The organism is Flavobacterium cupreum, from assembly GCF_003996965.1.
Classification (GTDB): Bacteria; Bacteroidota; Bacteroidia; order Flavobacteriales; family Flavobacteriaceae; genus Flavobacterium; species Flavobacterium cupreum.
The window spans coordinates 1-24,500 of sequence record NZ_QWDM01000024.1; the positions used below are offsets into that span (position 1 = coordinate 1).

The window sequence follows — 24,500 nt, forward strand, 5'->3', positions numbered from 1 at the left end:
TGAGATAAACATGGCTGGATTTATGAACGGTTGCTTTAGCAAAACCTTTGAGCTGATAGGGATTAACAGGTAAAAATGATAGTGCTTCTTTTTCTATCTCATTAAACAAATCTAATCTTGAGTATTTTCTGCCTTTAAAAGACATTGTATTATGCTTTTCTAAAAGTGGTAAAATAGCATCATTAAGGGCTTCTATAGTAAAAAATTCTTCTTTGCGTAAAGGAGCAAAAATACGGGTATAGATTATTCTTACTGCATTTTCAACCAGAGCCTTATCTTTTGGGTGATAAGCTCTTGTGGGAAGTATTGTAGTTGCGTAATGAGATGCAAAGTCTAATAAATATTCCGTGACTAAGGGCTCATATTTATCACTTTTTTTAACGGCTGTTCTTAAATTATCCGTTACAATAGCACTTGGAACACCCTGATAGTAGTCTAGCATTTTTACCAGACTTCCCATAAAGTCTTCTTTGTTTTGAGTCCTGGTAGCTTCTACAAAAGTAAGTCCACTTGCTCCCAGTACACTTACAAAAACCTCTACTTCACACACTTCTCCTGTAGACTGGTCAATAACGGATAATTTCTTTCCTGTATAGTCTACAAAAACTTTATCTCCTGCCTTATGATGCATATGCATAGAGGGCTTGAGTTTGCCTCGCCAATTTTGATAATGATAGCAAAACTGAGAATAACTGTAGCCATCAGGATGATTTTCCCTATACTCTTCCCAGAGCAATTGTCGGGTAACACCAACTCGCTTTAATTCTTTTTCTATCGTGGGAAATAAGGATTCTAAAACTATGTTTTTTTCGGGAACGGGTTTTATCTGGCCATCAAAGAGTTCTTCCAGATCTTCATTACTAAGACCTGATAATTCTTGATAGGTAAAAGAATTTTGATGAAATGATTCAATATATTTCTTTACAGTATTGCGCGATAAGCCTAATTGTCTACTTATTTGGAGCTTACTTACTCCTTGAGTATATAAACGTAATAATTGCAAAATGTTTCTCATATCCAGTCGTTTATTTGCCATATCTTTTGTTTTAAAAACAAGTAAGATATTCTTTATAAACACTACTTTTTGAGGTGGTCACTTTGAACCGGAATCAACTGATCTCTTTTACAAGAATAGGGTGGTCACTTTAAACCGGAACAAATTGCTCTCTTTTACCGGAATGGGATGCTCACTTTTGCCAGAATTTGCAGGTAAGGTAGTTTATTCAGAGTTGAACAGTAATAATTCTGCCCTATTAAAAGTGCCAAATTTAAATAAAGGCCTGTATTTTTTAAGATTAACAAGCGCTAATAAAGTTAAAATTAAGAAAATATTCATTGAATAATTATTCAATGAATTCCTAAGTTAAGTTTTTTGACACCCGTGAAGCAAATTCTAAAATAATTAATTATACAAGATAAATGAATTTAAAAGAACAGTTGAAAGACGTTAAAGACTATTTTTCTCCAAAAATCGTTACGGAGGTTAATGACCAATATGTAAAAGTCGCAAAAATTAAAGGTCAGGAAGTTCCTTGGCATAATCACGAAAATGAGGATGAGCTATTTTATATAATAGAAGGCGAACTTTTGATGGAGATTGAAAATGGAATCCCTAAAATTATGAATTCCGGAGATATGTTTGTAGTTCCAAAAGGAATAAATCATAAGGTCTCATCGGTTGAAGTATGTTCCATTATGTTGATAGAAACTAAAACAACCAAACATACTGGCGAAGTTAAATCTTCAATAATAAAATCAATTAAAGAACAGTCTTATTAGATTTAAAAAAAATAGGGACACATTGGGAAAGATATTGACAAGTACGAAAGACATAAAATATGACCTTAGTGACAGACAAATACTGCCACTAAGGACTATGGCTTAGTTAGGCTTGCAAAACCAACAATGAGTTCTCTTTAAATTTTACTTATAATTAAATACCCATTATAACTAAATCAAACAAATGAAAAAAATAAAAATTACATTTTTTATGTTTGCTCTTGTGGGCATCCACTTTGTAAATGCGGCAACCTATTATGTTTCACCCAATGGCCTCAGTACCAACAAAGTAACCCAAGATAGCCCCTTGACTATTCAGCAAGCTGCCAATAAAACAAACGCTGGTGATATTGTGTACTTCCTTACTGGAACTTACAATTTTACCGGGCTGACAATCAATAGATCAGGAACACCTTCGGCTTACATTACTTATTCAGCTGCACCAGGTGCTTTGCCTGTTTTACAATGTCAGAATCCTTGTGAATTATGGAATGCCATAAATGTTCAAGCCAATTATATTAAAATTGAAGGGCTTGAGTTAATAGGCAATAATGCCAACATTACGCTTGCCCAAGGGGAGTCTAACTACAATGAAGCCGTTGCAGGAGGAACCGATTCGGCAAAATATGGCAGAACAAATACAAATGGTATATCAATTGGCAATAGTAATATAGTGCCTCACCATATTGAAGTCAGAAATTGTAAAGTACATGATTTTGCAGGTGGTGGTATATCTGCAATAAAAACTGATTTTATAACCCTTGAAAACAATAAAGTTTACAATACTTCATGGTATGCAATGTATGGAACTAGTGGCATTAGTATATTTCACAGCTCAAACAGTGTCGATTCATATTCTGATTTTTCAATGATTGTCCGCAACAATATTGTTTATAACAATAAAACTCTAGTAAAGTGGATTGATGTAAAAAAATATTCTGATGGAAATGGAATTATTATAGACGATAATATGAATACACAAATTAATGGTGCTCCCTATAAAGGCAGTTTTCTAGTTGAAAACAACTTAAGCTATTCTAACGGTGGAAATGGCGTTTACATTATGAGTTCCGAAAACGCTCTTTTTCGAAATAATACATCCTATTGGAATTCTACCGAAAAAGCCAAAGGTACTGGTGCTGGTGAATTGGTTTGCTACGATAGTAAAAATGTAACTTGGGTGAACAACATCGGTTGGGCAAATCCTTCCTACGGGTCTGTCTATGCAATAGTTGATGACGGTGCATGGGGAAATAATGCAAACATCACCTGGAAGAACAATCTCTCGTTCAATGGCACTGCGGGTCAATCATCTGTAAGAATTAACAAAACCACTACAACCAGCATTGATGCACCCAACATCTTAGGCGTAAATCCTTTATTCATCAGCCCAACAACTAACTTTAAGTTGCAAAACAGTAGCCCAGCAGCTAATGCAGGGACTTCATCTTATGGAGTTTCTTCACTTGATCTGGCCGGAGATACAAGAGTAAAAGGAGGAGTTATTGATATGGGTGCATATGAATCATCTGTAACAAATACTGTTACAATAACCGCAGCACCTGCACAAGTATATCAAAGCGATACTTATAATATAACGGTTAATTATGTCACTGCGGAAAATGGTAAAATTTGGATCGGTCTTTTTAGTCCTAATTGGGCAAATTATTACTCAAGTAATGAAGTATCTGTAAATGCTGGAAACGGTACGCTAACCATACCCATAACGCTGACCGATGTAGCTGTTGATACTGGTTTGCATTGGAATGCTTCTTTTCGAAACCTTAGCAATGTACAGAAAGCCCGCTGGGTACAGGATAACGTTACGGTACTGCCTAATTTAGTTACAAATCCATGTTTTAACTTAAATACCACTGGATGGAATACCCATCTGACCTCTCCTGCATCGGCCGGTATTGCCTCGGTTACCAGAACTGGCTATACAGATAAAGCAAGTAAAACTACAATTACTAATATGGGAAATGCCAGCTGGAACATACAATTGAAACAAACAATACCTCTTGTAGCTGGTACAACTTATACTGTAAAATTTAAGGCAAGCGCTGACGCAGCACGTACAATAGATTTAATGTTTCAACAAGGCGTGTTACCAAAAAATGTTTGGAAATCGCAATATGGAATCAACTTGACCACAACGCCACAAATATTTGGTCCATATACATTTAACTGTACAACAACCGATGTAACCAATGAGTTTAGATTTTTGTTAGGCAATAATACTTCAGCTGTTTATATTGACGATGTTGAAATTATAGCAACAACAACTTCACTAGCAAAAAAGCTAGCTAATACCAAAATTGAAAATAAAGAAGTAGCTGATGAGACGAAATTACTTGTTTACCCAAATCCCGTAACTAATGGTTCGGTTAATATTAATTTAGATAATAGTCAGGACAAGGTAGAAATAAGCATTATGGATTTACAGGGGAAAGAATTGTATCGAAAAACTTCGACAGGTTTAAATAATTTAAACATTAATACCTCAAATTTACTCAAATCAGGCATTTATATAATTAAAATTCAAGGCGCAACTATGAGCAAAACTCAGAAGCTGATAGTCAAATAATTGACTTCATCAGGTAAAAATTTGATAATCAAACTTTAAAAAAATAAAAACAATATTGAAAACTACCCTCAAGAGTTAGATCTCTTTGAGGGTATTTTTATGAATGAACTCAGCTATAATTAAATTCAAAGCTCTAAATTTCTAAAAATATTGTCGAAAAAGGCACTATCCCAAAAACGGTGCAAGTCAAAAACAACAATTCAACAATCCTCTTTTTCAACTTCATTTTTAAGGTAGGCAATTTGCTTTTTCACTCCTTTTAATTTCTTTATTTTTTCTTCTATTTGAGCTAATTTAGTATCCAAAATTTTCAATTTTTTTTTGCTTTTGTTATGTGGTTGCTGTACCATGCATCAATAAGTTCCTTTATTTCGGATAAAGTAAAACCTACAGATTTTGGGTCTTTTATTAATTTTAATTTAGTGATTACTTCTTCATCATAATAACCATAGTTATTACTTTTCACATTACTTTTTTTCTTGCAAGCAATTAAAGCCGATTTTCCATAAAAACGTATCGTCGCTATTGGAATTCCTATTTCCTTGGAAAGTTGACCAATTAATTTAATGCTCGTTAGTTTTTTATTAATTCAATAACTATAAACTATACTTCATACTTTACGGTTGCAAATTTAATAATTACTTTTGCTTAAATCAATTATCAGAGCAATAAAAATAAAAAAAACAATTTTAATAACTGGAGCTTCAACAGGAATTGGTAAGCTAACAGCCCCTTATTTCATGCGAAAAAGATGGAATGTTTCTGCCACAATGCGAAACGTTGAAAAAGGTCAGGATTTATTAAACCATCCTAATCTAAAAAATATTTGCATTAGATGTAATGGATGAAACAAGTATCAAAAAAGCAATTGACGAAAATATTGAAGCATTTGGCGACATTGATGTTTTTGTTTAATAATGCAGGTTATGCTTTAGTAGGTGCATTTGAGGCAATGACAAATGAACAAATTTAAAAAACAATTTGATACTAATGTTTTTGGAGTGATGAATGTAACCAGAGCTATTTTACCCTATTTTAGAGCTAAAAAAGGTGGAATTATTATCAACACCACTTCTATGGGTGAACTTATCACTTTGTACAATGTTTACCATGGCACAAAAATGGGCTCTTTAAGGTTTCATGGAAAGTTTAAAATTTGAATTAAAATGCTGCAGAATTTGTTTCGGTGCCACAATAACTTGTTTACGGATAGGGTCAAACCATTCTACTTCTTTAGTAACTTCTGCGCAGCATTCGTTTATGGAGTTGAAAAAGCAACTTTTAATATTGATTTTATCCTCTATATAACAATGTTTCATCTCAACAAAAAAAGGTTCGGTAAACATTAAGTTCTTATGAATGACTAACTCCTGATTTCCTTCCCTTAAGCCCAGATGCAAAGCATTAAGCCTCTCTTTTGAATATCCGTTAGCAAACAAAAAATGATACAGTAATCGAAGTGTGTATGAAATGTACGCCGTACTTTCCATTACCATAGCGTCATTTACATCCTCGCCGGTAACAATATAATTTTTGCAGGTCATTTTAAATTTAGTTAGGATTGTTTAAAAAAAAGAGGCCAGTTTATGATGAAACTGACCTCATAACATTAGCCATGTTTAATGATCTTCCAAATCAAAAAGAGATCTATTTAGCCAATTTAATGGGTACTCTTTATTTTCTAAATATTTAAGTCAAAGGACTATTTAACTAATAAGAAATTGTAGCTGACTTTTATTTTATCTGCCACTTTTTGCCTTACTACACCTGGGATTTCTATATCGAAATCTTCGGGTTTTACTTCAAATGAACCCAGAGCAATAACGCCGTTGGCAGCTTTTGAAATTTTTATGGTAACTGTTACAGGTTTTGTTTTTCCGTGTATGGTAAGATCTCCTTTTAAAGTAAAATTTTTGGCTGTATTTGTAATTTTAGAACTATCAAAATCGGCTATCTTGCCTTTTAAAGTTGCTTTTGAAAATTTTTCAGATTCCATGTAGTTTTCATTGAAATGTTCCTCCATCAGAGCAACCTTAAAGCGAAACCCTTCAATAAGGACCAAAGCAGCGAAATCTCCCGTGGATTGTTCTAAAACGGCAGATACACTTTTATTTTCGGCCGCAACTTCTTCATAAGAAGGCATAGAGGCCTGAAATCTTATACTGCCTGTTTTTGTGATTAATTTTTGTGCAAACGCATCTGTATTTGCAACAATAATCAGCAGTAATACAAAGAAATTAATAAGCGGTTTTTTCATAATAATTAATTTTCTTTTAGTCCGTCTGTATTCCATTTTACAATCAGGTCAATATTGGTCTGTGACATTCTTCCACCTTGTGGCATAAGTCCCTGCTGTCCATTTTGCAGCTGAATCCTGTTTAACAGATTCGCATTTTCAACAGCTGTTTTTACCTCAGCATAAGTAGTCAGAGGCCTGAAAGCTGCAGATCTTCCGGATTGGTGACAGGAGATACAATTGGCATCAATAATTGATTTTACGTTTTTAGTATAACTGATTGTGGTTACCGTAGGATCTGTACCTGGCGTTCCGGTTTCTGGTGGCGTTTGGATATCCTGAACAGTGTCAGAATCGCTGCAGCTCGTAAGGGCAGCCAGTAAAATTGTAAATGCTATTGCTTTTTTCATAATTTGTTGTTTATGGTTTTTAAAATACTCTGTATAAGTTAAATCCGAAAAAGAAATCTCCTTTGCCCCAGTCTCCTGCTGCATTTGTGAGGTAGCCGCTTTCACTCATAGATTGCGAATTCGTAAATATTAACTGGAATACATGTCCTCCGGTTTCTACGTCAAGACCTACTGATAATGGGTTGTTATAAAAAGTTGGTTTGTCAAAATTGTGTGCATACTCTAAATTGACAGATAATCTTTTCGTGATTTTATAACGACCTCCTCCTCCAAAAGAAAACTGATTATCTCTTTCTATATCAGGATTGTAAAGATTTTTGTGAATAAATGACGGTACTAATTCCAACGATAGTTTTTCACTGACTTTTCTGGACAGTAACAACTGTTGTACGTATGCGACACGGTGCTTAAATTCTAAACCCGGATATTGGTCTTTTTCCAAAAAGGTATTAATATCGGCTACACTATAGCCGACAATGTCCAGCGGAAAATTATTGTCTTGTCTCATCAGTCGGTATTTCACTCCGGTCTCATACATTTTGTTTAAGGTATGTCGGGAAAGGCTGACAGATAACCAGTCCGTAACGCCGTAAATACCGCCCAGTTTTGTAGTAGCGTTATCAAGACCAAAAAAGCTGTCAAAACCATCTTTTACAGTTCCAAAGCGGTGCGAGACCACAAAATAGAATTCCTTTTTTGCAGGCATTTTTGTGGTTTGTAAGGTGACCAGCTGTAAAGCTTTAAAAGTTGCTGTAGAATAGCTTTCCTCTACCTGAGTAGAATCAAGACTGTTCAGTAAGTCGTCTTGCGAATATGCCATCGTAGCCAGAAAAAGGCAGATTGGGACTAAAAATTTCTTCATAAATTAATTAATTGTTTTGTTTATTAATAGAGCACTGGTCAAATTTAACCTCCTGAAAGAGTTCGTCATAACCAATACATTTCCCTTTTACAGTTACTTTATTACCGATAAGTTTCTGTTTTATTTTTTGAGTAAACAGGCAGAAAACACTGTTTTCAAGGACAACTACAGAATCGGTTTCTTTGGTTACTTTTCCCGTTATTTCAATAGTTTTATTGAGGTATAATGAATCTGCTATTTTTGGATCGGATTCATAATCCTTAAGTAGTTTTGTCGCTGCTACATTAAAATCCGGCACTTCTGATTCTATATTGCGTGCTTCCTTAAAAAGAAAACCGTAATAAAAATAAATGCCGGCAGAAGTCACTAACAGCAAGGCTACAATTATAAATGCTATTCTTTTTCTTTTCATATTTTATTTTTTGATGGGTTTCAATACTAAAACAGCTTTGGTGCAGATTACCCTACCAAAGAATTGTTATTTTATAAAAAAAATAAAAGGGGAGACAAGGATTTTTTTGCAAAACTTGCACAAAGAGCATTGTTAAGAAATCCTAAGACTCACATTTGGAGTTGTTTGCAGCGAAAAAAACGTTGCAACTTCCTTGTATTATTTCATGTTAGTTCAATAGTGTATTTAAACTAACCTGAAATACTTTTAGATTATAAAACGAATCCAATAAATGGATTTGATTTTATATTGCAGCAGCTATATCTTTTACCGGTACAGGCCATACACCGGGGCTAGGGAAACTAATTCCTTTATTAGCGCCTCTTACGCCTGCATCCTGTCCAAAATAGTACAATGGCCAGCCGTTGTAAACCAGTTGTGATTTGCCAAATACAGTAATAACAGAAAATTTAGATTTATCAAGAATAGAGGGAACAACAATTTTATCGGTTTCATATATTGGCCAAACAGCATTGTTTGAAAAATCTGCTTTTGTGAAATTGTTCTTTTTGAAATTGTCATTCTTGAAAGCATACAGCGTTACTCCTTTAGCATCCGTAAAGTAAGTAGTCAAACCATCACCAACAGTATAATCTGACTTGTAGTTTTTTCCGTCATGGCCTAAAAGCTGACTTTTTACAAGCATAACAGAATAATCCGGTTTTGCTATAAACCAAACACCGCCAACTCCGTCTCCGGTTGTTTTACCTGCAGCTTCCGGTGTATTGGTGCCACCGTTACCATATGCATCGCCTTGAGAAACCGGTGCATAGTAATACAGCGGCCAGCCTTTATACGTTATTTGTTTTTTACCCGATGCAGTGGTTATAGTTGCAAAATCTGATAATGTTAATCCTGTGCCTAATTTATCAGCGGTTAAATTATCCACAGTAAAAGCCGGCCATAAGGCTTCACATCCTCCTGTGCAGGACGCCTGTCCGTTTGCATCAGTTGCGAAAAAATATAAAGATCTTCCATTTTTATCAGAAAGATAAGAACCTAATGTTGCACTTGTAGAAAGTGCAATTTCTGGTTTTACTTGAACAGGAGTAACATTGTTATTGTCATTGTCTTTATCATTACTACAGCTTACGAAAAATGTTGTTGCCGCAAGAGTGATCAAAGTAAATTTAATTTGTTTTAATTTCATGATTCTTTAATTTAATTTATATCGAAATGGGAAATAAGTTTTACCGATTTAGTAAAGTGTTTCGTTGTAATAACATTATATATCAGGAATTTTTGCGCATTTGCAATACGCATTTTGTCCCATATTTTTTAATTATTATTGTTACGAACTGTCATAAAAAATAGCCATATAGGCGATAAAGTATTTTATTAAAGTCATTTTTTATTCTTTTGGTAAGGTTCAATAGTAAAACAGTCTTGAAGCAGATTACCCTACCAAAGAATTGATTTTTTTTGTTAAAAAATGAAAAGAGAAATGATCTTTGTGTAAACGTTATCTAAACAAGGTTATAATGAGACTCTAAAACTCACATTGGGGGTTCTTTGCAATGAGAATGTTTCGACTTTTTCTATAGAATTTGTTAAAGAATTTATTCTGTAAGATTCGCTGATTGCATTTTTTCTATTTAGAATATTTAAGATCGAGATTCCTACTTTAAATTGAACTCCATTTGTAGTTTCCCACTTGTAAGTAGAGGAAAGGTTAATCTGAGAAAAAACTTTTAGGTTAGTTTCGTTGGGTTTTTTGTAAATGAGCACAGGATTTGAAGGATCAATCAGCGAGTCATCAAGAGACGTTTTTGGTCTGCCAGAAGACCATTTTACCCCTAAAGCGATTTTAAAATTGTTTTTTTCATAAATCCCTGCCCAAGATATTGTATGTGTTAACTCATAGTTGTTCGGAAAACTTGGGTACGAATAATTCGAAAAATGGTAATTATTCTTATTATACGTATAACTTAGCCAGGTCAGGAAATGATTTATTTTTTTCTGAACTAAAATCTCCGTTCCTAAAACTTCATAATCGCCAGTTGTTCGAACAAATTCCAACTGGTTTTGAAAACCCTGACTTGAGGTGGTAATTCCTGTTACTTTTTTATAAAAGTTTTCAATATCCACCAGCCAGTCATTCTTTGTATAGAATAAATTCAAGGATAGTTGTTTACTTCTCTGAATAGGGATTGTAGTGTTATTGGATATAATCCACCGTCTTTTTTCGATGCCGAAATAGTCTTTTTGCAAATCAATGATTTGTTGGGTATTTTGACTTTTTAGCTCTCCCAACATTTCTAAATTTAAACTTTTGCTAATGCCGTAGAGAAATTGTATACGAGGTTCAACAATATACTTCTTAAACTTTTCAATGTAATTAATTCGGGTTCCTGCTTTAAAATATATTCTGGAAAGTGTATCGTTATATTTCCCCTCCAAAATTAAGGCATGCGTTCTCAGCACCTCGCGATCTTTAACGTAGAAATCAGGATTACTTATTTGTTCCAAATTAGCAATACTTATTTCATTGAATTGATATCCCTCATTAAAACTCGATTTAGAATTGATGATATGAGAATTCTCTAAATTAATTCCGTTATTGTGAACTTTGTTTTCCTGAAGGACAATTTGATTTCCCATGGTAATTTGTTGGTTAGCTAAAAGTGCATAAGAAGAATTATATATGTTAATTTTAGTGGTATTCAAGCTATTCCAATTTCTTTTCCACAACAAATTTCCACCATAGTTTTGTTGGTGTAAAACATTGTTTGCCGTTTTGTTTATATTGTATACAGTAGCGCTTTGAAAAACTTCCAGATTATCCTTTATCGTTATTAAGTCTAATACCAGTTGGTCTTTACGTCCTATTTTTTGAATATATTTAAGAGTAGCATCGTGGAAACCAAATTTTTTATCACTTTGATAATTAACATTATGGTTAAATGAAAAATCGGTAATGGTAGTATTTTGAAACACTTTGTTAAAGTATTGTTTATATGTTGGAGTTTCGACAAAATCAGTAATGGATTTACGTGCCGAAATTTCGATAGAACCCTTTTTCGAAATATTATATTGTGCGTATACATCAGCATTAATCATATTGATTCCGGCGCTAAAAGAATTTTTCTCCGTTGTATCAGCGGTAGACGAAATAGCTACTACACTCGATACACTTTCTCCAAAAAAGGCAGAACTCCCGTTTTTATAAATAGAAATAGTATGGGCCAAATTAGGATTAAAGACCGATATTAAACCGAAAAAATGCCCAGTCTGAAACATTCGTATTCCATTCCACAAAAACAAATTTTGGTCGTGTGTACCACCGCGTACATTAATGCTTGCTACACTTTCATCAAGACTGTTTACACCTGGTATTTGCTGCATTGCTTGTAAAGCATCAGGTTCTATAAGTCCAGGCAGGATACCAAATTTCTTGGGCTTAATTTCAAATGATCCATCTTTATTTTTGGCAATTCCCGACGCCAGAATAGCATTGGCTTTAATTTCTTCAAGTTCCGTAATTTCAGGTTCTAAGGTTATTTCGAGACAATTTTTAGAATTATAATTATCGGCTACAATTCTTTTGGAAATAAATCCGATGTGACTGATTAAAAAGATAGCCGCATCTTCTTTTTCGAATTTAAAATACCCGTGTGAATCTGTTTGAATCTGGGTTTTATTAAGGAAAGTAATATTTGCGTTTTCAATAGTTTGCTTATCCGTAGCAGAAAAAACATATCCACATATCATCTTGGACGGATTATCTTTTTTATAGATATTAATGAATTTATTTCCAATATTTTCAAAAGACAAATTGGTTTTTCTGGCTAGATATTGCAACTTTTGATCTAACGAAAGTGCTTTTTTTGGCGGATTTAACTGCACTGCAAAAATAATATTCTCGGTGTAATTAAAACTAACATTGTGCTGATGTTCAATATTGTTTATGATTTTTTTTAAAGGCACAACTTTCCCGTTGTCCTGAGCAAAAAAGCTCAGCACATGAAAAAATAAAAAAAATGAAAAATAAAATCGTTTGCGGAATAACATTTATTTTTCGTCAAAAATTATTTTGTTCTTTGAAACTTTTTTTGCTTCTAAATTATAAGTTGTACTAATAATTTGTAAAGCTACATCCAGGTCTTTAGCAGGCAATTTTCCGGTAAACAAAGAGGTTGTGTCATTCGCTTTTAATTCGATCTTAATATTATATTGTCTTTCAACTTCATCTAATAAAGTTCTGATATTTTCCTGATTAAAACATATTTGACCATCTATCCATTCTGGTTTTGATGACTTTATTATGATTTTAACCTGTTTTCCGTTTTCAAAACTAACGCCTTGTCCGTGCGTTAACAAAATTTGACTGTTTGAATAATTTACCTTTACGCGTCCTTTATAACAAACAACATCAAACCTGTTTTTTCTGGCTTTAACATTGAACTGAGTTCCCAAAACCGATACTTTTCCAAGACTGGTCTGCACTTCAAAACGTTTTCCTTTGGCTACCCTGAAATAAGCTTCTCCTTTTAGTTCAAGACGCCTGTTATTTTCCCAGTTCCATTTTTTATACTTTATTTCAGAACCGGAATTCAGCATTACTTCAGAATTATCAGGTAAAGCAAAAGTTGTTTTTTCTCCAAAATCTGCCGTTTGTGTCTGCTGTACAAATTTTTTCGATGCAAAGGTAATTCCAAGCGTTAAAACAAAGACAGCGGCGGCTCTAAACATCCAGTTTTTGTATAAAGGAATCACTTTTGGAACCTCTTTTTTCTGCTTAAGAATGTTTGATAACATAGTATTTTCATCAAAAGCTTCTACTGCTAAATGGTCTGTATAATTTTTTATTTTCTGGTATTTTTCGAAATCGGGAGTTGCTTTAAATTCAACCAATTCATCCTCAGACAAATCATTGTTGAGCCATTTTGCTAATAAACGATCTTTTTTCATAATGCTGGATTATATCATTAAAACAATTGGAACTACTTTTCCCCTACTTTTATAGATCAATTTCTTTACGTAAGCTTACTAAAGCTAAGTGAATTCGCTTTTCTACTGCTTTTACACTAATATCTAATTCTAAAGCAATCTCACTGTATTTTTTTGCGTCAATACGATGCATCAAAAAGGCAATACGCTGTTTTTCGTTTAAGTTTTCGATAGCTTTCAAAAGTTTGAACTGAAATTGTTTTTCCTCCAAAATATATTCCGGATTTTCATTTGTTTTATGTAGCCATGTGAAGTTTTTTTCGTATCTCAAAACGACTTTCTGATGTGCGATTTCGTTGAGACAACTATTATTGGCGATAGTATAAATATATGATTTTGCTTTTTCTATGGATACAGAAGAACAATTTTGCCAAAGTTTCAGAAATGCTTCTTGTGCTAAATCTTCAGCCTGACCCATATTGCCAAATTTGTAAAAAAGAAAATTCCGAAGCGCTTTTACATGACTTTTAAAAAAAGACGAGAAAATTATTTCGTCGCAAGTGTTTGATTGATTTTTATTTGGCATGGAAATTTTTCGAATTGTACGTTGTAAAAATATTTATTTTTATCTTAAGTACGGCAAAAGTAAAACTGATTGTTCTATATAAATAATGAATGTTGTTTTACATTGAATATTATGTCCCAAAAAAACAAAGGCAACATCGTAGTATTATGATTACCATCAAAAAATTTGCATATTCAAACAATACTTTTGTAAATATGAAAATTATTTCAACTTTTTCTTTTTTTCTTTTTTCTTTTGGATCTCGAGGAGCCAAACTTTCCCATATATATCACCCCGTACTAATTGTATCATCAATTCAGGATACACAATGTATGCAAATAATTTTAATATAAAAGGTAAATTATGAATAATATAACCCCATCGATAAACCAAAAACGAACGCTTAAACTCTACAACTCAGAGGGACATCCTATATGTCTCTTAAAAAAAGTAATTCAACTGTACTTTAAAGGCTTTGAGTTGTTTGACTCTTTGAGCGAAGTGTTAACCATATTTAATAATTTTGGAGAACTTATTATTCCTGCAGATCATCCCGCAAACTTAAGTTAATAATACTTATTATGTGGATAAAGGGACATTTATTACACACCCATACCTCCGGACATCAAAATAACTTGATGAAACAGGATCATACTAAGTTTTTAGTAACCGGCAATGTTTATCGCAAAGACACCATAGACGTACCCCATTATCCTATTTTTCAACAGATGGCAGGGGTAAAACTCCTGCCTGAGGGCGCAGATGCGCTCGCAGATTTGCAAAAAACGCTTGAGATCCTTATGTTATATCTGTTTCTTGACACGGAAGATCGCTCTATTGACGATTACTTTCCGCAGCCATCCATACAGGCAGAGATAAAACAAAACGATGACTGGATAGAAGTATTAGGTGCCACGGTAGGTCCAGCTATACTGAAAAACTGTAAGATTACAAGAAACTTACTGGGCATTTGGATTGAGTATTGACCGTTTGCTTATTAATTACTGTACAATTCCTGATATAAGGGTATTTATGAACCGATGATAAACGTTTTCATGAACAGTTATGTAATAGCTTGCCAACCTTTAAAGAACCACTAAGGTATGTAGGATTAACATAATAACTTTTGTTAGACTGCAAGGGAAACAGGCAATAATCTTATTGAAAATTTAGAAATATATTAAGGAAACAAGAATATCAGGAAGAAATATTAATCTCAAAATATAACTTGTTACCATTTTGCAACAATAAAAATAGTAGTAACCCCATGGAATGAGGTAATCAAAATGTACTGACTGCCTCACCAAAGAAAGAAATGATCTTATATTGCAATGCATCAATTCTTAAAACATTGAAAACTGTCAGGTATTAAAAACTAATCAAAAAAATGTACCATATAAAAAAACATCAGCCAAAAATAATATATTGACTGATGCCTTTAATTCTATTATAAAACTATTTCAATTTCTGAATTGCAAAAACAGATTGGTCAGTATCCCCACTTAATAATTTTCCTAATTTAGCGGACACAACATATACTTCACCATTTGGCAACAATGCAGCAGTTGTAGGAAACTCATCTTTTCCAATTGACATTTCGTTAACCTTGCTGGCAGTTTTCCAATGATCATTACTGGTGAAAGTGTATGCTTTTCCGTCGCCTTTTACCGCATCTCCTACTAGAACAAGTTTGCCGTCTTTGGTAAATTCTAAACCATCAGGTGCTTTAAAAGAAATGCCAACAACTTCACTAATTTGTGTTGGGTTTGCTATGTTGACTTTAAATAGTTTTTCACTATCGGTCTTGCACACTAACAGATAACCGTCCGGATGAAACAAGATGCCGTTTAATCCAAAAGTACCTGGAGCTGGTCTAAACAATTCATTTTCGGCAAAAATACTTGCTTTATAATACTTGTCTAATTTATAAATCACTGGTGAAAAGGAATCAGTTATGTAAATATTTCCATTTTCATCTACAGCAATATCATTGGCTACGGCACCTCCGTTAGGTGTCAAAAATTTTAAATCTACACAACGGATTAAAATACCTGTCCTTAAATCATAAATTTCCGCATAAGCATTTTTACCAGCACTTGCGCCTTTTGGTAAACTTTTTTTAGAAATTCCAATATCTCCACCTACAACAATCAAACGATTTCTAATTTCGTCAGTAAAAACTCCAGCAATGGCAGTTATTTTGCTTTGGCTTATCAAACTAGACAATTTTCCATCTAAGGATAGTGTAAAAACTTCTCCCTTATATAATGAACCTATAATAAATCGGTTGTTATTGTAGTCATAATCAATGCCTTCTGGATAAAGACTTGGGCTATTTAAGGTATATTTATCTTGAATAACGCTTTTTTCGATACTATTATATTTAAACTTATAAATGTAATAAGGTGCTTTTCCTTCATCTTTTCCTCCCGTGAAAGCAGGTGTTGTATTGAGTTGGTTGGTACAAATGTACATCCACTCTTTATTTATGGCTAAATTATCAGGCCATTGTAAACGCTTGTCTTGTAGAATATTTGATAAGTTTCCGTTTGTGTCTAATTTACTAACAGCATGCTCTGTTGTATTGGTAAAATAGTGATTTCCTTTATCATCGGTTAGTGCACCATCACTTATGGGTTTTCTGCCCGCTGTTTTAATATTGTCAGCGATAGTTTTGTCATCAGCATTATTTCTAAAAAATTTTGTACTTATTTCATACCAACTTGTACCATTCATTGCCCCGTAATAAAGCGTTTGCTTATCATTTGAAATAGTTATTGGGTCTATGGCAACTCGTGCAGGGCCTCCATTAAAATTAATAAGTTTTTCATCAATAATCATATCCTTGTCTTCCGCTTGTAATGAGGGATGATTTCCGAATCTTCTAGCCTCTTTAGTTTTAATATTCAAGGCTATAATTGCAGGGTTTATGATATCTGCCATATAAACCCATCCATTAACTTCATCAACGGCAAGATCCTGAACGAAGCTGCCTTTTGACGCAACCGATTCTGATAATTCAATTGAAGAGATTAGGAGATTTTTCTTAGTGTCGAAGCGAAATAATCTCGTTTTGCCTAATGTTAATCCCATATCAAGAACTAATAAATTGCCGTTTTTATCTACTGCAATTCCAAGTGGTGCGTCAAATGTTTTTTCCGATGCAGGTTTTCCATTTTTTTGGAATCCGTCATTAGGATAGGGTTTGAATTTGTTTTTCCCGGTTATTTCAACTAACTGTAATTCACTACTTCCCAAAGGGTGGATGGTTGCAAATATTCTACCTTCTTTGGTAACAGCAATATTTGCAGGTCTCACAGGTAATTCAGCTACTATTTGAAGTTCTGTATTGGATTTTTGCGCATTTATAAAATGCGTTTGTATAAAAAATACGGCTATAATCAAGATGTTTTTTTTCATTTTTTTATGTTAAAATGTATTGTTTTGTATGTATTAATGGTTCTGAAAGTACTTCCTTTGTTTTTGTTATAAAATTTTTTGAAGTGAGCAGTTACAACAATTTTATTTACGTTTGCGAGCTGATTCGTTTTTGAAGATCTAGATATTCACCACCACTTTTCCCACGGTATGACTTGTTGCTAATTGTAAATGTGCACTAGCCATTTCATCAAAAGTAAATTCTTTGGAAATATGGGATTTGATAATTCCTTGTTCCATCAAATCAGCAATGGTTTTCATATCCTCGCCCGATGATTGTACAAGAATGGATTTAATTTCAATACTTTTATTTTTAGCAGCATCCAAAATTTCTTGTGGTACTGCTCCTAAAATATAAATGATTTTCCCTCCTGATTTTGTGACGGTTACCGAACGAGTATTGATTTCATTCGAAACGGTATTTAGTACCAAATCAACATCCGAAACAACTTCTTCAAAGTTTACTTTTGAGTAATCAATATGTTGGTCGGCACCATTTTGCAACACAAATTCTTTATTTTTTTCAGAAGAAGTTCCAATCACGTAAGCTCCAAAATGTTTGGCAATTTGAATGGCATAATGTCCAACACCACCAGAAGCACCGTGAATTAAAACCTTGTTGTCTTTTTTAATATTTCCATTTGTTACCAATGCTTGCCAAGCAGTGAGCACCGCAAGTGTTGCAGCTGCCGCTTCTTGATGTGAAATATTTGCAGGTTTCAATGTTAAATGGGAAGAGGGCACTGCAACATATTCGGCATAAGCACTTCCGTTGCCAGGAAAATTCGCCATTCCAAATACAGCATCATCGATTTTGAAATCACTCACATTTTTACCAACTTCTTGAATGATTCCGGACAAGTCCCAGCCCAATATTACAGGTCGTTGTTCTCCAAAAAGCCAATTCAAGGTTCCTTCGTTTTCCCTTGCCTTGTAATCTACCGGATTAACACTTACTGAAGTTACTTTCACTAAAACTTCATTTTCCTTAATAGATGGTTTAGATACATGTACATAATTAAAATTATCTACACTTCCGCTATTGTTTAAAATAATTGCTTTCATTTTTTTTATATAATTGAATGACAAATGTATATTATAGCTATCTTTACCACAAGTATGCACATTTAAGTAATCTATGCACCAAAACAATACTATTACTGATTATCAATGATTTAAAAATTAAAATAAATGAAAAATAATTTTGAGAACACTTGTGAAGATTATGTTTGCTCCGTAGATTTTGCTTTTAAACGCATTGGCGGAAAATATAAAGGCAGGATTTTATGGCATTTGGGTGAGAGTAAAATATTAAGATATGGAGAGCTTCGCAGAATAATAGCCGATGCCACACCAAAAATGCTTACCCAAACGTTGAGAGAGTTGGAAGATGATGAATTGGTATCGAGAAAAGTGTATCACGAAGTACCACCAAAAGTAGAATATTCTTTAACTGACATTGGTCAAGAATTAATCCCTTTTATAACTCATCTAAAACTTTGGGGTGACAAACAAGTGGAAAAAAAGGTAAAGGTTTTATTGAATGAATGAATGATGTCAATTTTAAGTTGAAGGTGGCCAATTAGCAAAACAATTATTATGCATTTGTTATTTAGTTTTGGTTTATTTCTTTATTACGATAAAGAATTATCAATCATACGTTTCATTTGTTTGAAAAATATGTAAATTCAATATACTTTCATAGTGGGATGCCCACAGATTTTACGAACAAAAAAACTTCTTCAATTTTTTATTTGAGCAAGTTATCTAATTCAGAAATATAGTTTTGAAAATAATGTAATCCTGTTTAAAAAAATAGATAACTTTAATGTTTTATCGAAAGCCAAAGTTCAAATAGCTTGGCTTTCGATAAAGATTTACTTATTGCTTGTTTATTACTATTTCATTGCAAAAAGAACCAAACAAACAATAAAAATTCCCAATAAATGATAGCTTCCGCTGATCAAACCATAAAAAATTGGTTTTGGAATGTTGGGATTAATGGCAATGTTTACGGTGTTGGCAACTAAATATCCAATACCAACAACTAATGCTAATTCAATTGTAGATTGGTAGGAATCAATTTTTAAAACATACATTAATATTGCAGTCGTAATTGTAATAAAGAGTGAGCAAATTGCTGGACCAATAATGAAAATAGGTGCAGGTTTTTGTTCTGGTTCATTTTCTTTTCCTAACGAAATAAGGTATTGCTTTTTGAAAAGCAAAGTAAACCACAATGCTCCGAGTATAAAATAAGCTACAAAAGCGATTGCTATACTAATCCAGTTTAAATTTGCTAGTTGACCGATCATAATTATATTTTTTATAGTTGTTTGTCGTTATTGACTTTACAAAGATAAAATAGGCAAATGACAGCCTTATGTCAGGGGTCAAAAAATAATTAATAATATTTATCGAAGTATTCCTGAAGGGTTAATTTGTGTGGTGCAAATTTCTCTGAAAGAATTTCCAATTTTGTTATTCTGTCCAAACGAAAGTACCGAAAATCTTTGCGTAAACGACACCAAGCAACCAATAACCAATTTTCCTGTGTGCTTAATAATGCAAATGGTTCAATCAGTCTGCTTGAAGTTTTGTTTTCTTCGTTGGTGTAATCTATTTTTGTAACGAAAAAATTTGTTAGTGCATTTTGAAACTGTGATAAATTATTGCTGTTTCTCTCTCCATTTATGTTTTGTTCAAAACGAGTTCTATCGGCAAGTAAGTTTACTTTGTCTTTTTCTGTTTGTCTTAATACTGCCTTTATTTTGTCAATCGCTTCTGAATAATCTTTGATGAAAGAGGCGTCTTTGTTTTTCAAAACCAATTGTTCGGCAAGAATTAATGCGTTTGCTTGGCTTTCGGTAAACATTATAGGTGGAATTTTGTACCCTTCCATCAAAGAATACCCTTTCCCTTCTTCTGTCAAAATGGGAACTCCTGCTTGTTCCAGCGCTCTAATATCCCGATAAATTGTCCGGACACTAACACCAAATTTTTCGGAAAGTGTTGTTGATGTAATAAGACGTTTCGTTTGCAATTGTGTCAAAATTGCCGTTAGCCTAGAAAGACGTTTAGTATCGTTTTCGTTCATCTATTTTTTCTAACTGTTGATGTTTGTAGGGCGCTTCTAACATTGCATTAAATGGATGTTAATAATGTTTTTTTTCTGAGAATTTATTCGGCTTGCTTTATTAATTGAATGTCAAAATGAAGTTTAACGTCCTCTCCGACTACAAGATTTCCTGCATCGTTCAGCAAATGAAAAGTTAATCCAAAATCTTTTCGATTAATTTTTCCTGAAATCTCAAAACCTGCTCGAATGTCGTTAAAGCGTCCTGTACCAATACCAGTATGTTCGGCTTCCATTTTTATATTTTTTGTAGTTTCCAATATTGTCAAATCACCCTCAATAAATTTATTGCCATTTTGATTTCGGAAGTAGCCTACAAATTTAATTTTTGGATATTTTTCGCTGTCTAAAAACAGTGGTGATTTCAAATGTCCATCTCTATCTGAGTTGTTGGTATCAATACTATTCGTGTCCACTTCAAATTGGATTTCCGCATCAGTAAAATCTTCATTTTCTGTTTGGAATGTTCCATTAAATGTTTTGAAAATGCCAGAAACATTGGATATTGCTAAATGTTTTACCTTGAATTGGATTTCGGAATGTCCCTGATCAACCGCCCATTTTGAATTTCTAATTGCTGTCATCGCTTTAATATTTATTTTGTTATAAGCAAAAGTATAAATTCAAAATAGACTATTATTTATCAAATGGTAAATAATTACTTTTGATTTCTAATTCTACTCAAAGATTGCTGTGTGATGCCAACATATTTTGCAATTTCTCCAAGGCTTATTCTTTGGACAATTAAATCATTATCAATCATAAATTGATTGTATCTGTTAGTGGCATTTTCTTCAAGCATTTCTCGAATTCTTTTTGTCATTTTTAAAGTTGCAACAGAAACTAATTTCCTAAAAAACGTTTCTATACTGTGATGCTTTTTACAAAGTTCTTCTAATTTTTTTTGAGACACTAATGTTACGGTGGTTGTTTCTAATGCAATTATAGCAAAATTTGAAGCTGTTTGTGTTAAGTAACTTTCAAAAGCGGTGAACATAAGATTTTCAGAAAAAAAACGAACTATAAATTCTTTATCATCTTTAGTAGAAAACATTTTTACTAGACCGCTATTTACAAAATAGAAGTGTTTACAAACCATGCCACTTTTAAGGATAAAATCACCTTTTTGAAATGTTTTGGTTTTCAAAGTTTGAACTAATTCTAATGAAGCAAGTTCATTAAGTTCAGAAAATTGGTTGCAAAATTGTTGAAAGTCTGTCATATTTTTAAGTTACAGGCAATGTTACCGAAAAATACTCAAAATCAAAAACTAATCTGTAATAATTACAATCTTTCTTTTGTACCGAAATTGCGAAATATGTGGTAAATTCATGTTTATCTTTCGTAGGAAATTTTATCTCAGCATAGCTTTCAATATTAGGTTTTTTTATTTAGGATTTTTTTATAGAATAATCATGATTTTTTATATATGTTAAATTTAATGTACTGTGACGCTCGTTTGTAATCTCAGGTTAATTTCCTGCCCTTGATTTTTCATCAGTAGCTGAGCTTAGATGACTGGTGGATTTGAGACTTTTGCTTCCGAAATTGTAGGTGAATACAAATCTTATTAGGCGGGTATCATTCTTTTGGTAACCATGAATATGACTTCCCTTTGTTTCGAGTGTTAAATCTGTTTTTCTTTCATTGAAAATGTCATTCACAGAAATCTTTAAATTGGCTCTGTCAGACCAAAAGGAATGACTGACTCCGGCATCAATACTCGAGAAAGGACGCAAATGATAAAGACCATAGACGAACTGAGACTGATACCTTGCGTTAATTTCTAATTTATAATTGTTACTGATACGAAAATTCTGTGTCGATTTAATATTGTAAGACAGATTTTTATTTTCCTGATTTACACCACTTGAACCATTTAAATTGTAATTATTATACGTTAAATAGCCATTAATATTACCGCTCCACCAATTGGCTAAACTATAGGAATAGTTTGTACTAATTGTATAACGCTCAAGAGAATTTAAGTTAATAAACGTTACAGAAGAAATCTTAGAAATTGTATCTGTAACTACAGTTTCTGTACTCACATTCGTTGTATGAGCATAACTCAAGCCAACATCAAATCGACTGTAGCTGTAATTCAGTTCTATATTATTAGTGTATTGAGGCTTCAGAAATGGATTTCCAAGCTGACGGGTATATGGATCTATATAGTATGCAAATGGATTCAGGCTTTGATAATTCGGTCTCTCAATCCTACGGCTTAAATTAAGACTGATTTTATTTTTTGCATTTAACGATTGTAAGACAAACAGATTAGGGAAGAAGTCTAAATATTTCTGTGTAATCGATGGCTCATTGCTATTGAGTAAAGTTCCCTTAGAAGTGGTATGTTCAGAACGGAGTCCAAGCTGAATAGTTGTTTGTTTCCTTTTTTTTGTCAGGTTAATATAGCTCGCCTGTATTCTTTCCTTGTAAATAAATTGATTACTTAATTGCGGATTGAAAACATAATCTACATCATCAGAACTTGTTAGCACCTCAAGGGTGTTGTCTGTTTTTACTTCACTAATTTTTATCCCTGTCTCTATTTTGACAGTTTTAAAATCCGGGGAAATATAATCTGCTTTTCCTGCATGTACCACTATTGCAGCCGATGTATTCTGCCGTAAATAATAGGGCGATTGCTGTTGCCTATTGCCTTCGGAATTATCATATAAAGTACTTAAAAGAGCATCACCATTATTTTTGTATTTTATATAATCCAGGTCAATACTCAACGCTTGTCCGATTGTGTCCAGACGAAATCGGTCATTCAGATTAATTCCAACATTATTCAACGTTCGGTTATCGTCAGATACTGAAATCTGTTTAGTCAAATTTTTATTCAGTGGATCAATTATGGTGGCGATCCCTTTATTTGCAATGTTTTTATCATTAAAATATCCATTGATGACAATGCCTAATGTATTATTTTTCCCTGTTTCGTAGTCCGCTCCTATCCTGTAAGAATTATTAATTGCTACATCCTTTATGCTACTTTTCTGTGAATAAATAGTTTTAAACCCTGAACTGTCTATTATTCTGTCGGATGACAGGTTTATGAATTTCTTGTCATTGATTCTGCTTATGTTAGCAAAACTGTTTAAATTACCTGTTTTTGCATTTAAGGAAAGACTCGCATTGTCTGATACATAATGTCCATGTCCAACTCCTAAAATCAGACTGCCATTAAATCCGTTTTCTTTATTTTTTTTAAGTCTGATATTGATAATACCCGAATTTCCGCTTGCATCGTATTTCGATGACGGATTAGTCATGATTTCTATTGCCTGAATTGTATTACCGTTTGTGGAGCGCAACATACCCGCCAATTGGCTGTTCGAAAGATAACTCAGTTTATCGTTTATCATCACAGTAACTCCCGCCTTACCATTTAAACTGATATTACCATCTCTGTCAACCGAAACACCCGGTGCTCTTTCCAAAATATCAATTGCATTATTACCCGCAGCCAAAACACTGCCGGCAACGTTTATGACCATTCGGTTGTCTTTTCTTTCAATAGTTGGCTTACTTGTCGTAACTACAACCTCTTTTAAATTTTCGGATGACTCTTCAATAGTGATCGTATCCACGACAACTTGTGTTAGTGCGTAAAGAAAAGGAAGACTGGTTTTTGTATTAAAACCGATAGCTTCAACACTAACAATATATTCTCCGGCTTTAAGGGGCATAAATTTATAAATGCCGTTAGCATCACTAAACGCTGTTTCCATCAAAGCCGAGTCTTTGGCATTTATTAATGAAACCGTTGCGTAATTAAGAGGTTTTCCTTCTTTTGTCAATACAGCACCACTAACCGAAAGATCTTGCGCTTTTACACTACTTACTGATATAAGTATAAAAAAAACAACCAGCTCCAATACGTATTTTGAATTAGTAATAGTGGAGCAGAACAACCATATTTTCGGATTTGTTTTAAAGTTTCTCATATTTAATTTTTGCCAAAAATATTGCGCCTTAATCCGTCTTGAAAATTTATTAGCTGAACGTCTTTTTTTTCCCTTTCAATGAAGTTTTTGAGCACTATACCGTTTATAAGTATTATAAGCCTTTAGTCCGGGCCAAATTGCCGTTTGTAGAAAATATGATTTTTTTTCAGTTGAAATGATGTAATTT

Annotated in this window: 26 protein-coding genes; 8 read left to right on the top strand and 18 right to left on the bottom strand. The window is 33.2% G+C overall.

What is annotated here, in order from left to right; translation table 11 throughout:
- A partial coding sequence (gene istA / locus D0817_RS23440) for an IS21 family transposase (RefSeq protein WP_127340775.1) occupies positions 1–1,036 on the bottom strand: 1,036 nt, incomplete at its 3' end.
- Between the two features lie 142 nt (positions 1,037–1,178).
- Here istA and D0817_RS26560 point away from each other — a divergent pair.
- From D0817_RS26560 to D0817_RS23455, 3 genes are all read left to right on the top strand, one after another.
- Positions 1,179–1,343, top strand: a complete 165-nt coding sequence (locus D0817_RS26560; RefSeq protein ID WP_368773382.1) for a T9SS type A sorting domain-containing protein — start codon at positions 1,179–1,181, stop codon at positions 1,341–1,343.
- A 76-nt stretch (positions 1,344–1,419) separates the two neighbouring features.
- Positions 1,420–1,779, top strand: coding sequence for a cupin domain-containing protein (locus tag D0817_RS23450; RefSeq protein WP_127340777.1), 360 nt, complete (start codon positions 1,420–1,422; stop codon positions 1,777–1,779).
- 184 nt (positions 1,780–1,963) lie between these two features.
- Positions 1,964–4,366, top strand: coding sequence for a T9SS type A sorting domain-containing protein (locus tag D0817_RS23455; protein WP_127340778.1), 2,403 nt, complete (start codon positions 1,964–1,966; stop codon positions 4,364–4,366).
- A 310-nt stretch (positions 4,367–4,676) separates the two neighbouring features.
- Here D0817_RS23455 and D0817_RS26295 read toward each other — a convergent pair whose 3' ends face one another.
- Positions 4,677–4,955: a MerR family transcriptional regulator gene (locus tag D0817_RS26295; protein ID WP_306462231.1), complete on the bottom strand. Its 279-nt coding sequence runs from the start codon at positions 4,953–4,955 to the stop codon at positions 4,677–4,679.
- A 55-nt stretch (positions 4,956–5,010) separates the two neighbouring features.
- On the opposite strand from D0817_RS26295, the gene D0817_RS26450 reads away from it, so the two are divergent.
- Genes D0817_RS26450 through D0817_RS26565 form a run of 3 tightly spaced genes read left to right on the top strand, consistent with a single transcriptional unit; the run spans position 5,011 to position 5,526 of the window.
- The gene (locus tag D0817_RS26450; RefSeq protein ID WP_262708241.1) at positions 5,011–5,214 is read left to right on the top strand and encodes an SDR family NAD(P)-dependent oxidoreductase; all 204 of its coding nucleotides are present in this window, start codon (positions 5,011–5,013) and stop codon (positions 5,212–5,214) included.
- Complete coding sequence (locus D0817_RS26455; RefSeq protein ID WP_262708242.1) at positions 5,211–5,339, top strand: hypothetical protein; 129 nt, start codon at positions 5,211–5,213, stop codon at positions 5,337–5,339. The genes D0817_RS26450 and D0817_RS26455 overlap by 4 nt, the downstream gene beginning before the upstream one ends.
- Before the next feature lie 31 nt (positions 5,340–5,370).
- A complete protein-coding gene (locus D0817_RS26565; protein WP_368773383.1) occupies positions 5,371–5,526 on the top strand; it encodes a hypothetical protein in 156 nt (51 codons plus the stop codon).
- Here D0817_RS26565 and D0817_RS23470 read toward each other — a convergent pair.
- The 9 genes from D0817_RS23470 to D0817_RS23510 form a co-directional block, all read right to left on the bottom strand.
- Positions 5,497–5,910, bottom strand: a complete 414-nt coding sequence (locus D0817_RS23470; protein ID WP_127340779.1) for a hypothetical protein — start codon at positions 5,908–5,910, stop codon at positions 5,497–5,499. The genes D0817_RS26565 and D0817_RS23470 overlap by 30 nt on opposite strands.
- Before the next feature lie 158 nt (positions 5,911–6,068).
- Positions 6,069–6,623: a YceI family protein gene (locus D0817_RS23475; protein WP_238160935.1), complete on the bottom strand. Its 555-nt coding sequence runs from the start codon at positions 6,621–6,623 to the stop codon at positions 6,069–6,071.
- Positions 6,624–6,628: 5 nt separating this feature from the next.
- Positions 6,629–7,012, bottom strand: coding sequence for a c-type cytochrome (locus tag D0817_RS23480; RefSeq protein WP_127340781.1), 384 nt, complete (start codon positions 7,010–7,012; stop codon positions 6,629–6,631).
- Positions 7,013–7,031: 19 nt separating this feature from the next.
- Positions 7,032–7,874, bottom strand: a complete 843-nt coding sequence (locus tag D0817_RS23485; protein WP_127340782.1) for a DUF5777 family beta-barrel protein — start codon at positions 7,872–7,874, stop codon at positions 7,032–7,034.
- A 7-nt stretch (positions 7,875–7,881) separates the two neighbouring features.
- Positions 7,882–8,286, bottom strand: a complete 405-nt coding sequence (locus tag D0817_RS23490; RefSeq protein WP_127340783.1) for an OB-fold protein — start codon at positions 8,284–8,286, stop codon at positions 7,882–7,884.
- Positions 8,287–8,569: 283 nt separating this feature from the next.
- A complete protein-coding gene (locus D0817_RS23495) occupies positions 8,570–9,475 on the bottom strand; it encodes a COG4315 family predicted lipoprotein (RefSeq protein ID WP_127340784.1) in 906 nt (301 codons plus the stop codon).
- 326 nt (positions 9,476–9,801) lie between these two features.
- On the bottom strand, positions 9,802–12,252 hold the full coding sequence (locus D0817_RS23500; RefSeq protein ID WP_238160936.1) for a TonB-dependent receptor: 2,451 nt from the start codon (positions 12,250–12,252) through the stop codon (positions 9,802–9,804).
- 84 nt (positions 12,253–12,336) lie between these two features.
- Positions 12,337–13,236, bottom strand: coding sequence for a FecR family protein (locus tag D0817_RS23505; protein ID WP_127340786.1), 900 nt, complete (start codon positions 13,234–13,236; stop codon positions 12,337–12,339).
- A 49-nt stretch (positions 13,237–13,285) separates the two neighbouring features.
- Positions 13,286–13,801 carry an RNA polymerase sigma factor gene (locus D0817_RS23510; protein ID WP_127340787.1) on the bottom strand — a complete coding sequence of 172 codons (516 nt, stop codon included), beginning with the start codon at positions 13,799–13,801 and terminating at the stop codon, positions 13,286–13,288.
- A gap of 560 nt (positions 13,802–14,361) precedes the next feature.
- Between D0817_RS23510 and D0817_RS23515 the strand changes: the two genes are divergently transcribed.
- Complete coding sequence (locus D0817_RS23515) at positions 14,362–14,766, top strand: tRNA ligase subunit PheS family protein (RefSeq protein WP_127340788.1); 405 nt, start codon at positions 14,362–14,364, stop codon at positions 14,764–14,766.
- 469 nt (positions 14,767–15,235) lie between these two features.
- Here the strand turns inward: D0817_RS23515 and D0817_RS23520 are convergent, their stop codons facing one another.
- Positions 15,236–17,200, bottom strand: a complete 1,965-nt coding sequence (locus D0817_RS23520) for an L-dopachrome tautomerase-related protein (protein WP_127340789.1) — start codon at positions 17,198–17,200, stop codon at positions 15,236–15,238.
- 138 nt (positions 17,201–17,338) lie between these two features.
- A complete protein-coding gene (locus tag D0817_RS23525; protein ID WP_127340790.1) occupies positions 17,339–18,283 on the bottom strand; it encodes an NADP-dependent oxidoreductase in 945 nt (314 codons plus the stop codon).
- 126 nt (positions 18,284–18,409) lie between these two features.
- On the opposite strand from D0817_RS23525, the gene D0817_RS23530 reads away from it, so the two are divergent.
- Positions 18,410–18,769 (top strand): winged helix-turn-helix transcriptional regulator, encoded by a 360-nt coding sequence (locus D0817_RS23530; RefSeq protein ID WP_127340791.1) that lies wholly within the window; start codon positions 18,410–18,412, stop codon positions 18,767–18,769.
- A 347-nt stretch (positions 18,770–19,116) separates the two neighbouring features.
- Here D0817_RS23530 and D0817_RS23535 read toward each other — a convergent pair whose 3' ends face one another.
- The 5 genes from D0817_RS23535 to D0817_RS23555 all read right to left on the bottom strand — a co-directional run bounded on the left by D0817_RS23535 (position 19,117) and on the right by D0817_RS23555 (position 24,313).
- A complete protein-coding gene (locus tag D0817_RS23535; protein ID WP_127340792.1) occupies positions 19,117–19,533 on the bottom strand; it encodes a DUF1761 domain-containing protein in 417 nt (138 codons plus the stop codon).
- A gap of 89 nt (positions 19,534–19,622) precedes the next feature.
- Positions 19,623–20,315: a helix-turn-helix transcriptional regulator gene (locus D0817_RS23540; protein ID WP_127340793.1), complete on the bottom strand. Its 693-nt coding sequence runs from the start codon at positions 20,313–20,315 to the stop codon at positions 19,623–19,625.
- 83 nt (positions 20,316–20,398) lie between these two features.
- A complete protein-coding gene (locus D0817_RS23545) occupies positions 20,399–20,938 on the bottom strand; it encodes a YceI family protein (protein WP_127340794.1) in 540 nt (179 codons plus the stop codon).
- A 74-nt stretch (positions 20,939–21,012) separates the two neighbouring features.
- Complete coding sequence (locus D0817_RS23550; RefSeq protein ID WP_127340795.1) at positions 21,013–21,576, bottom strand: Crp/Fnr family transcriptional regulator; 564 nt, start codon at positions 21,574–21,576, stop codon at positions 21,013–21,015.
- 250 nt (positions 21,577–21,826) lie between these two features.
- A complete protein-coding gene (locus D0817_RS23555; protein ID WP_127340796.1) occupies positions 21,827–24,313 on the bottom strand; it encodes an outer membrane beta-barrel family protein in 2,487 nt (828 codons plus the stop codon).
- Between the last annotated feature and the right edge of the window lie 187 nt (positions 24,314–24,500).